We start from the raw sequence: 15,588 nt of genomic DNA on the forward strand, positions 1-15,588 counted from the left end.
GAAAATAACACTATGAAAACAGTAGACAATTTCAACTTCGCTGGCAAAAAAGCCGTTGTTCGTGTTGACTTGAACGTTCCATTGAACGAAGATTTAACTGTACGTGATTACACTCGTATCAACGCTGTAGTTCCTACCGTACAAAAAATCGTTAAAGATGGCGGTTCTGCGATCTTGATGTCCCATATGGGTCGTCCAAAAGATGGTTTCGAAGATAAATTTTCTTTGAAGCACATTGTTGCTGACTTGTCTGAGAAATTGGGTATCGAAGTAAAATTCGGTGGTGACTGTATTGGTGCTGAAGCTGATGAAATGGCAGCTAACCTACAAGCAGGTGAAGTAATGTTGTTGGATAACCTTCGTTTCTACAAAGAAGAGAAAAAAGGTGACGAAGCATTTGCTCAGAAATTGGCATCTCGTGGTGATGTATGGGTGATGGATGCCTTCGGTACTGCGCACCGTGCTCACGCTTCTACTGCTGTTATTGCTAAATTCGTTGCGGATAAAGTAGCGGGTTACACTATGGGCCGTGAGATCGAAGCTTCTCGCAAAATCTTGGAAGAAGGAGAGAAGCCTGTAACTGCGATCATGGGTGGTGCGAAGGTTTCTGATAAAATCTTGATCATCGAAAAAATGATCGACGTTTGTGATAACATCATCGTTGGTGGTGGTATGGCCTATACTTTCTTCAAAGCAATGGGTGGAACTATCGGTTCTTCACTATGCGAGGAAGATAAATTAGAATTGGCATTGAGCCTGATCGAAAAAGCAAAAGCTAAAGGTGTGAAAATGTTGTTGCCAGTAGATTCATTGGCGAACACTGGTTTCTCTAACGATGGCGTTTGTATCGAAGTAGACAACATGGCGATTCCTGATGGTCACATGGGATTGGATATCGGTCCTAAGGCAGCAGTTGAATTCGCTGACGTAGTAAAAGCTTCTAAAACTGTTCTTTGGAATGGCCCAATGGGTGTTTCTGAGTTCGATAACTTCGCAAAAGGTACTGTAGCAATCGCTAACGCTGTTGCTGAAGCTACTGAGGCAGGTGCTTTCTCTTTGATCGGTGGTGGTGACTCTGCAGCTGCAGTGAACACACTAGGTTTCGGAGACCGCGTTTCTTACATCTCTACTGGTGGTGGTGCAATGTTGGAAATGATGGAGGGTAAAGTATTGCCAGGTATCGCTGCTTTGGAAGACTAATTCAAGCACAAACAGTAGAAATCTTCGGATTTCGATATGAATATAAGACAGCAGGGTGGTCACTCTGCTGTTTTTTTTTGACTTTTTTTAAATCCAATTTTTCAACACTAGTTCTGGTAGTTTGGTGTAAATGATTTTTTGTCATTTTGTTCCGACTGGCTTGGCTGTTTTTCAGTAACCCAAAATTGGGTAAGCTTGGCTTCTTCTCATTCACCTGCTTTCTAGGAAAAATTCGAAATAGGAATCTATTCCTTCATTTTTCCCACCTTGCAGCTATACGAGGATTTAAGCATAAATAATCCGGCTTAGTTAATGGGGAAGCTGGTGGAGTCGGACGATCTTTGTTTCGTTGACAAGGCGCCGGAAGCTTTTGATAAAAATGGACTTTTGGGAGGATGTTTTTGCCCAATCAGGGATGTGCATTTGATATTGTGCGTTCTGATTACGCTGAGATTAAAAGGAATAAAAAAAGCCTTCTTCATCGGAAGGCCTTTAGAGGGTATTTAATAGCTCACCTCCGGCTGCAAATTAGAATTATTGGAAGTGGTTTTGTGTAATTTTTCAACAATAGCGATGCTATTCTCTCAAAATAATTCTATACCGCTTCTGAATATTTCAGAATTTCCCTGCGAATTTTGGTTTTTAAACACGCTATTGTGTTCACTATTAAAATTCCAGGCACATTAAGGTTTTCATGGCTTCAAGCGTAGCGATGTAAGTATCATAATCCATACCTTCAGCTTCTAGTTGTGCTTCAAATTCAGGACAGCTTCTTAAGTTCTTAGTGATAGAAACCATTTCCGTGATTTCATCACATCCGAAATCTTCTGAATCTATCATTTCTTCTGCTAAAGCTTCTAATTTGGCCATTGAGACATCGCATGAAACTTCCTCTTCTTTGTCTTTGCTACAGGAAGTGAATAATACAGCTGCTGAGAATGCAGCCAATAGCATCATCTTTTTCATTGTCATTAAAAATAGGTTGCTGATTAAAAAAATCTATACGAAAATAGGAAGTGAAAATAAAAATTCAAATTTTATATATAAATAGTTATAAAGCTAATATTGATCTTTCTGTGTTTTAGCTTGTTATCCTGGAGGTGGTCTGGAGTGTTTGGTGGCTAATTAATTTATCTTGAGGGGTTCTTCTCAAGCATTTTTAGAAATTGGATTGAAGCCACTCCGGCTTATTATTGTTCCTTAGAATTTTGTATTTTGAGAAGGAATAAGCTGATTATATGCAATATAAAATCCATATACCAAAACCCTGTGCTGAAAAATGGGAACAAATGACGCCCACAGAAAAGGGGAGGTACTGTAAAAAGTGCCAAAAGGAAATTTATGACTTTACGCATTTGTCGAACCGGCAATTGATGGAGAAGCTGGAAAATGGGGCCTCCCTTTGTGCGAAATACCGTCTTGATCAGCTGGGTGTGGATTTGAAATCCCCGAGTAAATTTCGGCTATCGGCCTTAATGTTAAGCCTTATGGGCTTTTTGAGTTTGGGGCCTTCTGCCACAGCAACTACAAATGTGCATATTCCCACAAGTGAACGGGCGGAGTTTAAGCAGGTGCAATCCGGCAAAAAGCCGAAACAGCAGGAAAAAGTTTTGGTCAGGGGAGTGGTTAGTGATGCTGAGGGAGCGCTGTATGGAGTGAATATTCGTCAAAAAGGCGCGTCTGAGGGAGTGGTTTCAGATCTTAATGGGGAGTTTGAAATAGAGATGAGTATAGGGGGCGAGCACAAAAATGTGCTGGAGTTTAGCTTTGTGGGGTACAAAAATGTGGAACTGAGAATAAAGTCCCACACTACAAAGGTTGAAGTGCTCCTGGAACCCGAGATTTGCGTGTTGGGAGAAGTAGAAGTAATCACTGGAAAGCGAAATGTTTTTCAACGTTTCGGTAACTTGTTTAGAAGAAGATAGAAAGTCTTCAGAAGAAAAAATAAGGCTAAAAAAAGTCGACCATTATGGTAGACCTCCATCATTTGGGTTAATATTAAAAGCTATATATGAGGACTATTCCTGTGTTTGATGGGCTCAATAAGATTATGGGAGAGGAGTCATACTTCATAGGTCCGTCAAATGCTTTTCTTTCTTCCAAAAGAAATCTATTGGAATCTGACAGGAACTTTGTCGACATTATCGGTTTCCGATTTATTGTCTTTGGATGTCCCTACCATTTGTTATGTGTCTGTTAAATAGAGGTTAGTTGGGTTGTGGTGGTTTCGAAATGGGATATATATTTTGTTTTGGTAATATATAGCCATATCAAGAACTGTTTTATTGCTATTGAATGAAGCGTAGAAAATTGATAGTATTGGGCTTTTAATTAAGCTATGAAGACCCAACATCAACAACAAACAATTTTTCGATTTTTATTATTTTCTTCGCTGATACTCATTGGTGGAATTTTGGTATTAGTTTCTTTTTTGTCCTATAAGTATAATTATCAATCGGCCCTGGAAGAGCAGGTATTTCAAAAATTAAATCAGTCCGGGGATATTTTGTCCAATAAGGTAGGGGATCACTTTGAAGAAATTCAACAATCGGCTAAGGTGATCGCCAATGACTATTTAATAAGAGAGGCTTTATTAAAAAACAGGAGCTTTTCAGCGGAAGATTGGAGCAGTATAATGATTACCTATCAGGAGGCCCTTGGCTACGCTCAAGTGTCGGTTTATGATGCCGAAACTAAATGGAGGCATACCGATGAAGACTTTTTGGGAGAGGAGATCAATGACTTAAGAAAAACGCCAAAATGGTTGAATGCCTTTTTGTCCTCCCAAGAGGAAGGGATGTTCCGGGTGTTGACCTCTTACCAGGATAAAAATGAGTTGATTATTCGCTATGATTTGAAAATTACTCATAATGGAGAATTGCTGGGAGTTGTTGGGATAAATGCTCCCTGGCAAGGAATAAAAGAATATTTATATCAATTTCGTCCGATGGAGGAGGGGGAGGTGATGCTCTTAACCTCAAAAGGTAAAAAGCGAATTGCCAATCCGGATTCACCATTCAAGACAGAATTGATCAGCCAGCAGGAAGGATTAGCAGAAGTTGCGGATGAATTGTTAAAAGTTAAAAATGGGCTTTATTCATTTAAATCAAATGATATAGCTTATCATGCAGGCGTCAAAGAGGTGCTGAATACGGGTTGGATATTACTGAATGTGATGAATGAAAAACATATGATGGCCTCGGTATATCGTTCTACTTTTTTGATGGTGGCTTTCGTATTGGCAGCATTACTATTAGTGGTTCTGTTTTATGTTTTTATTTTTCGTCAGGTGACGGCTAATATTCCCTTAATTGGGCAGGCTTTTGAGGCTTTGGCGGTAGGCGATGTTAGTTTTACTAACGACAGAAATCATCGTTTTCAGGAGTTTTCTACTTTGTGGAAGAGCTATGAGGATTTAAGGAAATCCATGGTGGATATTACGGGCTTTACTAAGGGTATTGAAGAGGGCGATTTTCATCAAGAGTTTGCTGTCAGAGGAGAGGCGGATGATCTGGGCGCTTCCTTGATTCAGATGGCTAATCAATTGCGTACCTTAGATGCGGAGCAACAGGAGCGTTTGTGGATTAACCAGGGTGTTAATGAGATATCTGCCTTTTTATTACAAAATCAATCTGATATACTAGGTAAATTACCTGAATTATTATCTAAAATTTGTCGTTATATTGGGGCCAATCAGTCCTGCATTTACCTGAAAGAGGAGGAGGAGCATCCAATAATGCAATTACATGCAACTTATGCCTATGGGAGGTTAAAGCACATTTCCAATAAGATCCTTCCCGGCGAAGGCTTGATTGGTCAGGTTTGGTTAGAAAATGAAATTACGGAATTGACGGATGTTCCGGCTCAATATGTTAACATTACTTCCGGTTTGGGGGAAGCAATTCCGGGTCACATCATTATTCTGCCGATGGAATTTAATGAACAGGTTGTGGGCATTATTGAATTTGCTTCTTTTCAGCAGATGCCGGAAAAGGTGAAAACCATGATGAACAGGGTTTGTACACAAATGGCTTCCACTTTATTCATGTATCAAAATGCAAGATATACGGAGGATTTACTGAAAGCCTCCCAGGAGCAGGAAGAGCAATTGAGAGCACAAGAGGAGGAGTTAAGACAGAATATGGAGGAAATGATGGCGACACAGGAGCAGTTGCGCAGACAGGCAGAGGATGCAGAATCTATGGCTTAAAACGGATGTTAGGCTGGCTGCTATATCCGGAGGAAAAAGGAGTTGATAAAAATCTTTTGGAAAAGATTATTTCTTAATAGGCGCATCTTGCATGACCGCCAAGCGGATCGGTACCCGATAATCTGACCATTCTCCCAGCTTTAAACTTTCTTCAGGAATAGGAAGCTCTGTTTTGGAAATCGACTCATAAAGTTGGGCAATTTCATTGATGATATTTTCTATCTCCGGGATAGGTGTATTGGATGGGGCCTTTAGACGAAATGCCACTTCCTTAGGACTTTCCGCATATCGGGGGTTGCGTCCAAAGTTACGATAATGGAGTAGGGCGATTTTTCGAAGCGACTCTTCAGTTAAAGGAGTGCCTTTATAAAGCCAGGTCTGTTGTTTATAGTCCAGTTGTATTTCAATTCGTAGGATGCAGCCATTAACGTTACAAGGGTCCCGATAGATACGAACCTTGGTCGCATTCCTTGTTTTTTCTATGGATTCATGTTCGCACAGCCAATCCGTCAGTTCGCCATAAGTTTTAATTTCTTCCGGCAATAGCGAGAAGGACTCCTGACAAGCCCACAGGAATAAAAAGAGGCTAATGTATTTTATCTTATAGAACATAGCCTCAATTTATTAAAACAAAGCGTCAAATGACGCGACTTTTAAGAACAGTTTTTTGCTTTTACTAAAGCTCCTAATTCAAAAAAGGAGTCCTTGGATAAGTCTTGCTCCTTTAAAAGTTCTAAAAATACAGGATGATCCTCTAACTTTTTGCTGGTCTCCAGAAGCTGTTGAATCTGTTCGCAATCCGTAGTATTTAATCGGAATTGTTCAACGGCAGTCTGAAACTCCGCTATCAATGCATCTTGCTGGTCAATAGCCAAATTTCCCTCACCTGTACAGGCTGTAAAAATTAAGCTTAAAAATAATAAAGAGATATAGCGCTTAATCATGAGTGTTGGTTTAAAAATAAAATGAATATGCAAGCAAATCTCTTGTTTTATTCGCTTAAAAAAACTGATGAAAAAGATTATTTTTTGTGATTCTTCAGTAAGTCCATACTATGCAATATCAAATCCATTCCCCCGCTTCGACCATGTCCGGGAATGACTATTTTTGACATGGGAAAGGTCTTTTCTACCTTATTGAGTGTTTTAGGCCAAGCCTTCAGGTCGGCGTCCTCGGTGTTTCCCAGATTTTTAGAAGACAGGCTTTTGACCAGACAGCCCCCGAAAAGGATTTTTTCCTCCGGAAGGTAAACCACAATATTGTCTTCGGTATGGCCACCACCCAAATAGCGGCAGTCCACCTTGCTGCCTTCAAAATCGAAATTCAAGGCCTTTTTGAATTTTCGCTGACTTTGGGCTTTTCCAGTGTTTTTACAAATAGAACTGGTTTTGCTTCCGCTAATGGTCTCGACTCCTTTCTCTTGCAGAAAGGGCATGCCCGCCATACAATCTGCATGGTAATGCCCGATGATCAATGTCGTGACCTGAGCATTTAATTCAGAGGTAATATAGTCGTATAACTCAATAGTGGTCGGTTCATCAGCAGGAGTATCCACCAACAGGGCCTTGCCGTTTTTTATCACCAAAAGTCCATTCGAGGCCACCTTTCCAAAACCTTCAAATTCATGAAAGCTGACATGTAAATAAGTATGTTCATTGATAGGACTCAAAAACACATGATCGCTGATTTTAATATTTTGCGTAAAAGCGGGAAGGCCGAAAAAAAGCAAAAGTAGGAAAGTTGCAAAAGTAGGCATAGGAGTGGTAGGTATTGATTTTTATAATAAGTGGAATGCAATTAACCACCAAAGGCGGGGAGAAAGAACTAATTTCTCCAGATTTTAAGAAGAAAATACAGATGAGTTTGTTATAGATAAAAATTAGTATAGCAAAAAGGAATTAGGTTGGCAGGTAACCCTCTGGCTAAGAGTAGTTACAACGTCAGGAAGAGGTTGCTTCTCAAAGAGGTTAATTGCAGGGATTGGTCTTTAGGGTTTTGCGGTGTACACTCTTAGGTGTTTCATCATTTTTTCGGATGCGAGACAATGATCCTTTGTAGTGATGTTTCGCGGTTGTCGTGATGAAATTTATGGTTGGTTTTTGAAGTTGGGCTTGTTCGATTTAGCCCCACTGGTCGTAGTCTTCGCCTGCTGAACTTCAAAGTCTTGTAAGGATGTAGCGCGGCGACTACGACCCAGTCCACGGAATTTGGTGGTTGGTTTTCGGTGCTCGAAAGTTTTACGGTAACATTAAGATCAGAGAAGGATTATTTGGACAGCAAATTTCACTTACCCCTCTGTTCGAAGCATCGCGCTTCGCCCAAATCCAACAAAAACAAAATCAAAACTTTCAAAATGGCAATCAATAACAGCTTGTCATCATTTTTTATCCGTTGGGGAAAATGCTTAACTTGCCTTATAAAGCAAGTAACATGAAAAGACTTCCCATCGGCCAATCCGATTTCAGACAAATCCGCAATGAAGATGCTTATTATATCGATAAGTCCCTCTTCATTGAGGAACTGATGCGAAATAATGCGCAGACTTTATTGTTTCCGCGTCCGCGCCGTTTTGGGAAGACCCTCAATATGAGTATGCTGAGCTATTTTTTCGATATTGATCATGCAGAGGAGTATCGGGCTTTGTTTTCCGACTTGGCGATTGAGCAGTCAGAGGAATGGAAGCATCAGGGAAAATATCCCGTGATTTTTCTGACGTTTAAGGATTTGAAGGAGCAAACTTTTGAGGATGCCTTAGAAAGTTTTAAGCTGTTGCTTTCCAAGTATGTGAATGATAATTTCAAATATTTGTTTTCGTCTTCAAAAATTGATGAGCTCGATAAGTCATACCTCCATAAAGTATTGATGGAAGAGGCCAATAAAAGCAAATGCCAGCTTTTTTTAAGGCAATTATCAGAGATGCTTAAAAAACACCACGGCGTTGCCCCTATCCTGTTAATTGATGAATACGATGCGCCCATACATGCGGCTTTCGAATATGGCTACTTGCCGGAGATGGTCGGTTTCATGCGGAATTTTCTATCTGCCGGTTTTAAAGACAAAGACCTCATCACCAAAGGAGTGATCACTGGTATTCTGCGTGTTGCGAAAGAGGATATCTTTTCCGGTTTAAATAATCTGGCGACTTATTCTATTTTGGATTACGAGTTTGCGGATAAGTTCGGGCTTACTCAAGCTGAGGTCAATCAATTGTTGGATGATGCGGGTTATGGGACAGATCGCCAAAATGTAGCCGATTGGTACAATGGATATACTTTTGGTCAGGTTGAGAAAATCTACAATCCATGGTCTATCCTGAATTTTGTCTCCCGCCATGAGGAAGGGCTCAAACCCTATTGGGTGAATACTTCCTCCAACAAATTGATTCAGGAGACTTTGCCCAAAATTGATGCGCCTACACAGGAGTTGCTTTTTGATTTGTTGCAGGGTACATCCGTGCGTGCCCGACTGTCGGACTTTACCATTTTTGAAGATTTATACAGCGGCGACTCCAAAGTAGTTTTAGGATTATTGATATTTAGTGGTTATCTCACGACGGACGGCACTGCCCTGGATCCGGGCCGACTGGAATACAAACTTCGGGTACCCAATGAGGAGATTCGCATCATGTATGAAACGATGTTGGCAAGATATCTGAAAGCGAGTGAGAAGGTAACGGACAATGAATTGTTGATGGCCTTGCTGCAGCAAAAGCCCAAAACTTTTGCCGATGCCTTGAAAAGATATTTATTGCACTCCTTTAGTTTTTTCGATATCGGTACCAAAGGCTTTTTGCCTGAAAAAATCTACCATGCTTTTATGCTGGGACTGATGGCGCATTTGAGTCAGGAGTTTCATGTTAAATCTAATCGGGAAAGTGGTTTAGGTAGGGCAGACCTGATCATTTACCCTAAAGATCCGAATAACTCAAAAGGTTGGGTGTTGGAATTCAAAAAGAAGACGCTTGATGATCCCGAAAGCCTGGAAGAATTGGCACAATCCGCTCTGGAGCAGATTCATGAGCAGCAGTATGTGGCTGAATTAAACGGTCATGGAAAAACCGATATTATGTGCATGGGCATTGCTTTTGACGGGAAGCAGGCGGCTTGTGCGTTTTGATTGAAGCGGTAGTTTTTCCAGGGATTAACTTGAATTATTCACCGCAAAAATCAGTCATTTGACTTAAGTTGTTTACTTTCAATAAAATAAGATTGTATTTACTAATAGCCCAAATTTGGGCGAGCTTGCTTTCCTCTGCTTCCTTGGAAAAAAATGAAATAGAGCAATATTCCTTTATTTTTTCTGCCTTGCAGCTAAAGGAAAATTTAAGCATGAATAATCCGGCTTAAGCTTCTCATTTATTTAATTTATATCTCAGTATAAGTTTATCTGCGAAATTGGAATTTTGAAGTCTAGCACCGCCTTTTTGTTTAGTTTACAATCAGGCCCTTGAAGTATTAGTTTTTTCCCTCTTGCCGGTTTTCCGGGGAGGATTGTTTTATACAATGTGGGCTTTTGGGTGAATTTAGAAGCGCGGAACCCTTGGGCCAGGGATGGAGGCGGAGGCGTTAGCCGGTTGTGGAGCTCTTTTTTGGAGCGGGGACTTTTGTAATTATCAGGGTAGCGGTCCCCAAAAAAAGCGACCGCCGTGAGCCCGGTGCGCAGTTGCGCAGGCCCTAAATACCGATATCAGTCATTCAACACCTATTATTGAACAATTAATCGTTTCTTTTTCATTTTTTCTTAATAAAAAACGAAACAAAAAATCAAGGCTGTGATCCCTGTCGGCGGGACAAAGAACCTGCTGACGGAATCCATCAAGGCGACATTTGCAGAGTACGCGAGACTGGTAAAGTATTGCGGAAATGTCGCTGTGATGCCTTCTTGTCGCCAGCAGAACCATTGTCTATCCGCCCATTGATCAAGGCCGGAGGGTTGATGTGGAAGATTTTATATCATAATGTCAATACTGTAAAAGGTAGTGAGCTAACTCATAAACAAGCGCTCAAATCAAATAGACCCCCATTGGGAACTAGATCATTCCTATAATTTGCCCATTTGTAGTTTTATGAAAAAGCCGTGTATAGTAAATCGCTTTAACTTATTTATGATAAGTCCATTGCATTCGTGTCAATTGATTTTTTGATAGCCCGAATTTAGGTGAGCTAGCTTCCTTCTCATTCTTCTGCTTCCTTAAAAAAACTCGAAATTGGGAATTTCTTCCTTTCTCCCGCCCTACAGCTAAATGGGGATTGAAGCCTGATGAATCCGGTTAAACGGCCCTTTTTATGGGTAAGGGCCTCAGCAGAGGATTGATCAATTGGAAGATTCTGCTGAGACATTAATAAGCGTTATCCGTCTTTACCTCACCGGTTTTACATCCCCTAATCCTTTTTGAATGAGGTTTTGTAGATGTTGTTCTACGGTGGGGATACAATCTGCCAGGTCCGACAATTGGTCGATTACATAATATTCATTTTGAATATCATCTTTTCGGAAGGGGTTGTTAAATATGACATCAATATCAAAGGGGATTTTTTTGGAGGCATCACTTACCGAAAATCGGGATTCCTGCGGGGAGGAGATGATGCCGGCACCGTAAATTTTTGCTTTTCCCGCTTCGTAAATCAGACCAAACTCCACGGTGAACCAATACAATCTCTGAAGCAGGGCGGTGGCTTTCTCGTTATGGGTATATTTCAGGGCCATTTTCGCATAGGCCTGAATGAAATCAGAATATTCCGGCAGAATGAGTAGGGGAATATGTCCAAAAATATCATGAAACATATCAGGCTCCTCAATGTATTTTAGCTGATCCATCCTCCGGAGCCAGGTAGAGGCGGGGAATTTTTTTTCACTAAGAAGCTGAAAGAATTCTTCTACGGGAATTAAGCCTGCCACCACATGAATTTCCCAACCAGTCGAATCCCCCAGTCTTTGATTTAAGTCGGTGAAGCGGGGGATGCGTTCGGCTTCAAAGCCAATTAAATCGAGGGCCTCAATGTATTCCTTACAAGCCAGTTGGGGGATCTGTTCGAGCTGCTCCTCAAAAAGGATCTGCCACACGCGGTGGTCTTCCGCGGTATATTGGTCATACTGTTGCTGCATTTTGGGTCTTGTTGTTTGTTGTTATTTACGAATCCGGGCTTTGAGCCGTCTTTCTACGTATGCAATAATAGGCCAGTTTCCTAAATTCGGAGACAGGTAAGATTATTGAAATCTTAAAAGAGGACTCAAAAAAGGACTTCAATTTTCTAAAAACATAAAATCGAACCGATTTATTATAATTTATTTAAATTTCATTAAATTAACAAAAGCGATCAAACGCATAAACCCAAATATAGCCCATGAACAAAGTTTTTGATGATGCCACCACCGCACTGCAGGATGTGCAGGATGGCATGACCCTTATGCTGGGAGGCTTTGGTCTCTGTGGTATTCCGGAAAATGGAATTGCCGCATTGGTAGCCAAAGGTGTCCGGAATTTAACCTGTATCTCTAATAATGCCGGAGTGGATGACTTCGGTATCGGCCTGATGCTTCAGCAAAGACAGGTCAGGAAGATGATTTCCTCTTATGTAGGAGAAAATGCGGAATTCGAAAGACAATTATTAAGCGGCGAATTGGAAGTAGAGCTTATTCCACAAGGCTCTTTGGCGGAAAGATGCCGGGCCGGAGGCGCAGGTATTCCGGCTTTTTTCACGCCGGCTGGTTATGGAACCGAAGTGCAGGATCGAAAGGAAGTCCGATGGTTTAATGGGAAAGCGCATATTTTAGAATATGCATTGACGGCTGATTTTGCTTTGGTGAAGGCCTGGAAAGGGGATACTGATGGGAATTTGATTTTTAAAGGAACGGCAAGAAACTTTAATCCGCCTATGGCGATGGCGGGGAAAATTACCGTAGCGGAAGTGGAGGAACTGGTGCCGGCAGGAGCGTTGGATCCGAACCAGATTCATACAGCGGGAATCTTTGTGCAACGCATTTTTCAGGGGGAGGCTTATGAAAAGCGCATCGAAAAACGCACCACTCGTTAGTAAAAATTGTTCCATCAAATTAGAAAATCATGCTTGATAAATATGGTATAGCACAACGGATTGCGCAGGAATTACAGGACGGCTATTATGTCAACCTGGGGATTGGGATTCCGACGTTGGTGGCCAATTATATTCCGGAGGGCATCAAGGTGACCCTGCAATCAGAAAATGGCTTATTAGGAATGGGACCCTTTCCCGAGGAGCAGGCAGTGGATGCCGATGTGATCAATGCGGGCAAACAAACGATTACTACTTTACCTGGATCCGCCTTTTTTGATTCTGCCACCAGTTTTGCCATGATTCGTGGAGGACATGTGGACTTGACAGTTCTGGGGGCCATGGAGGTTTCTGAAAACGGCGACATTGCCAACTGGAAGATTCCTGGTAAAATGGTAAAAGGAATGGGAGGCGCCATGGATTTGGTGGCTTCGGCGGAGAATATTATTGTGGCCATGATGCACACTAATAAAGCCGGCGAATCCAAATTATTGAAAAAATGCAGTTTGCCGATTACCGGAGTGAATTGTGTGAAGAAAATTGTTACCAATCTGGCCTTTTTGGAGGTAAGCCATCAGGGCTTTAAGCTTTTAGAACGAGCCCCTGGTGTGAGTGTAGAAGAAATACAGGCTGCTACCGAAGGACAGTTAATTGTGGAGGGAGAAATTCCCGAAATGCAGTTATAATATTAAACGCACGTTTAAATCTAACTGTCGGCGGATGTTTTTGTCGACAGATTTTAAAACAGATAAAACAATCAACCAACATTTCCGGAACCCCTAATTCTGGAGATGTGAACAAACAACAGAGGAAATGCCACTATATCACAAACTTGGGAAAATCCCTCAAAAGCGGCACACCACTTTTGAAAAGGCCAGCGGGGGATATTATTATGAACAGCTTTTTGGGACCGAAGGCTTTTCGGGCATGTCGTCCTTGCTGTACCATATGCACAGGCCCACGCAGATTTCAGCTATTGGAGAAAGTATGGATATTCGGCCGAAAGTAGCGGTGCAGCATAATATTGAACCCCGAAAGTTAGTAGGTTTTCGATTACCTCCCGAACATGATTTTCTGGACAGTAGAAAAGTGATGCTGCTTAATAATGATCTGTCCATTGCTTTAGCGGCTCCGCTATCCTCTATGGAGGAATATTTCTATAAGAATGCGGATGCCGATGAAATGATCTTTGTCCATAAAGGCAGTGGAGTACTGAAAACGCTGATGGGGGAAATCTCTTTTGAATATGGAGATTATTTGATTATTCCGCGGGGAATGATCTATCAGATTCAATTTGATAGCTCGGAAAACCGCCTGTTGATTCTCGAATCGCATTCTCCGATTTATGCGCCCAAACGTTATCGTAATGAATTCGGTCAGTTTTTAGAGTCCTCTCCTTATTGTGAGAGAGATTTGAAATTGCCCACTTTTATGCCGCCAAAAGAGGAGAAAGGGGCTTTTACCATTAAAATCAAAAAGGAAGGGCTATTGCATGAAGTGGTGTATGCCACTCATCCTTTTGATGTGGTCGGTTGGGATGGTTATCTTTTCCCTTATGCTTTCAATATTCACAATTTTGAGCCCATAACCGGCCGTATTCATCAGCCACCTCCGGTGCATCAGACGTTCGAAGGGAGAAATTTTGTGGTCTGCTCTTTCTGTCCGAGGCTTTATGATTATCATCCTCAGGCAGTACCTGCCCCTTATAATCATAGTAATATTGATTCGGATGAGGTCCTCTATTATGTTGAAGGTGACTTTATGAGCCGGAATGATATCGATCAGGGTTATATCACGCTGCACCCGGGGGGAATTCCTCATGGGCCGCATCCGGGGGCGATGGAAAGGAGCCTTGGAAAAAAAGGTACGGAAGAGTTTGCGGTGATGATTGACCCTTTCCGTCCGCTACAGCTGACCGATACCGCCCTGGAGCTGGAGGATGAAGATTATTATAAATCCTGGCTGGAATAAGATCCGATTAAACAAACAATAGAACAAAACGCAATTTTTTTAAAATCATGAATACCGAACCAAAAAATGTTCCCACCGCTGTGGAGGATTTTCTTCCCATTCAGGGAACAGATTATATTGAAATTTATGTGGGAAATGCCACCCAGGCGGCTCATTATTACCAAACCGCCTTTGGCTTTCAGCCTATTGCCCGCAGAGGGCTGGAAACAGGGAGTAAGGAATCTGTTTCTTACGTCCTGCAACAAGACAAAATTAGATTAGTCCTGAGCAGCCCACTAAAAGGGGGAACCGAAATTGGAAAACATATTGATCAGCATGGTGATGGAGTAAAGGTGGTGGCCTTATGGGTGGATGATGCCCGGAAATCCTGGGAAGAAACGACCAAAAGAGGAGCGAAATCTTATATGGAGCCGGTGGTGGAGCAGGATGATCACGGCCGGGTGGTGCGCTCAGGAATACATACTTATGGGGAGACGGTGCATATTTTTGTGGAACGAAAAGATTATAAGGGTATTTTTCTTCCGGGATTTGAGGCCTGGAATCCGCATTATCAACCTACAGATATTGGTTTGAAATATGTGGATCATATGGTGGGGAATGTGGGTTGGAATCAGATGAATACCTGGGTGGATTTTTATGCTGAGGTGATGGGGTTCAGTCAGCTGGTTTCTTTTGATGATAAGGATATTTCCACAGATTATACCGCTCTCATGAGTAAGGTGATGTCTAATGGAAATGGCCGTATCAAATTCCCGATCAATGAGCCGGCAGAAGGAAAGAAAAAATCTCAAATTGAAGAATACCTCGATTTCTACGGAGGGAGTGGTGTGCAACATATTGCCGTAGCAACTGACAACATCATTGAAACCGTGACTGCTTTACGTGACAGAGGGGTCGAATTTTTAAGGGTACCGACTACATATTACGAGGATTTGCTCCAACGTGTGGGGAAAATTGAGGAAGATTTGGAACCTTTGAAAGAGTTGGGTATTTTGGTCGATCGTGATGAAGAGGGATATCTTTTGCAGATTTTCACCAAACCTATTGAACCTCGTCCTACCTTGTTTTTTGAGATTATTCAAAGAAAAGGGGCGAAGTCTTTCGGGAAAGGGAATTTTAAGGCCTTATTTGAAGCTATTGAGCGAGAGCAGGCTAGCCGAGGAACACTTTGATTTA

The 15,588-nt window shown here is 41.7% G+C and carries 13 protein-coding genes; 8 read left to right on the forward strand and 5 right to left on the reverse strand.

Annotated features, from left to right (window positions below; genetic code table 11):
• Positions 1–12 precede the first annotated feature (12 nt).
• Positions 13–1,200 carry a phosphoglycerate kinase gene (locus tag AAA970_RS05790; protein ID WP_338236309.1) on the forward strand — a complete coding sequence of 396 codons (1,188 nt, stop codon included), beginning with the start codon at positions 13–15 and terminating at the stop codon, positions 1,198–1,200.
• A gap of 666 nt (positions 1,201–1,866) precedes the next feature.
• Here the strand turns inward: AAA970_RS05790 and AAA970_RS05795 are convergent.
• Entirely contained in the window at positions 1,867–2,166 is a 300-nt protein-coding gene (locus AAA970_RS05795; RefSeq protein ID WP_338236310.1) for a hypothetical protein, read from the reverse strand.
• Positions 2,167–2,438: 272 nt separating this feature from the next.
• Here AAA970_RS05795 and AAA970_RS05800 point away from each other — a divergent pair, with 272 nt between their 5' ends.
• Together AAA970_RS05800 and AAA970_RS05805 are read left to right on the forward strand one after the other, a co-directional pair.
• Positions 2,439–3,125 (forward strand): carboxypeptidase-like regulatory domain-containing protein, encoded by a 687-nt coding sequence (locus tag AAA970_RS05800; RefSeq protein ID WP_338236311.1) that lies wholly within the window; start codon positions 2,439–2,441, stop codon positions 3,123–3,125.
• A 413-nt stretch (positions 3,126–3,538) separates the two neighbouring features.
• Entirely contained in the window at positions 3,539–5,410 is a 1,872-nt protein-coding gene (locus tag AAA970_RS05805; protein ID WP_338236312.1) for a GAF domain-containing protein, read from the forward strand.
• A gap of 66 nt (positions 5,411–5,476) precedes the next feature.
• Here AAA970_RS05805 and AAA970_RS05810 read toward each other — a convergent pair whose 3' ends face one another.
• From AAA970_RS05810 to bla, 3 genes are read right to left on the reverse strand one after another with little or no spacing between them, the layout of a single operon-like run.
• Positions 5,477–6,022 (reverse strand): hypothetical protein, encoded by a 546-nt coding sequence (locus AAA970_RS05810; RefSeq protein WP_338236313.1) that lies wholly within the window; start codon positions 6,020–6,022, stop codon positions 5,477–5,479.
• Between the two features lie 41 nt (positions 6,023–6,063).
• Entirely contained in the window at positions 6,064–6,387 is a 324-nt protein-coding gene (locus AAA970_RS05815; RefSeq protein WP_338236314.1) for a hypothetical protein, read from the reverse strand.
• Positions 6,388–6,431: 44 nt separating this feature from the next.
• Complete coding sequence (gene bla, locus AAA970_RS05820; RefSeq protein WP_338236315.1) at positions 6,432–7,166, reverse strand: subclass B1 metallo-beta-lactamase; 735 nt, start codon at positions 7,164–7,166, stop codon at positions 6,432–6,434.
• A gap of 674 nt (positions 7,167–7,840) precedes the next feature.
• On the opposite strand from bla, the gene AAA970_RS05825 reads away from it, so the two are divergent.
• Positions 7,841–9,526, forward strand: coding sequence for an AAA family ATPase (locus AAA970_RS05825; protein ID WP_338236316.1), 1,686 nt, complete (start codon positions 7,841–7,843; stop codon positions 9,524–9,526).
• A gap of 1,242 nt (positions 9,527–10,768) precedes the next feature.
• Here AAA970_RS05825 and AAA970_RS05830 read toward each other — a convergent pair.
• Positions 10,769–11,515: a phenylalanine 4-monooxygenase gene (locus AAA970_RS05830; protein WP_338236317.1), complete on the reverse strand. Its 747-nt coding sequence runs from the start codon at positions 11,513–11,515 to the stop codon at positions 10,769–10,771.
• A 239-nt stretch (positions 11,516–11,754) separates the two neighbouring features.
• On the opposite strand from AAA970_RS05830, the gene AAA970_RS05835 reads away from it, so the two are divergent.
• The 4 genes from AAA970_RS05835 (at position 11,755) to hppD (ending at position 15,584) form a co-directional block, all read left to right on the forward strand.
• A complete protein-coding gene (locus AAA970_RS05835) occupies positions 11,755–12,444 on the forward strand; it encodes a CoA transferase subunit A (protein WP_338236318.1) in 690 nt (229 codons plus the stop codon).
• Positions 12,445–12,473: 29 nt separating this feature from the next.
• Positions 12,474–13,127 (forward strand): CoA transferase subunit B, encoded by a 654-nt coding sequence (locus AAA970_RS05840; RefSeq protein WP_053404515.1) that lies wholly within the window; start codon positions 12,474–12,476, stop codon positions 13,125–13,127.
• A 127-nt stretch (positions 13,128–13,254) separates the two neighbouring features.
• Positions 13,255–14,412, forward strand: coding sequence for a homogentisate 1,2-dioxygenase (locus AAA970_RS05845; protein WP_338236319.1), 1,158 nt, complete (start codon positions 13,255–13,257; stop codon positions 14,410–14,412).
• Positions 14,413–14,459: 47 nt separating this feature from the next.
• Entirely contained in the window at positions 14,460–15,584 is a 1,125-nt protein-coding gene (hppD, locus tag AAA970_RS05850; protein WP_338236320.1) for a 4-hydroxyphenylpyruvate dioxygenase, read from the forward strand.
• Positions 15,585–15,588 lie beyond the last annotated feature (4 nt).

This window comes from Persicobacter diffluens (genome assembly GCF_036244895.1).
In the GTDB taxonomy this organism is placed as follows: Bacteria; Bacteroidota; Bacteroidia; order Cytophagales; family Cyclobacteriaceae; genus Persicobacter; species Persicobacter diffluens.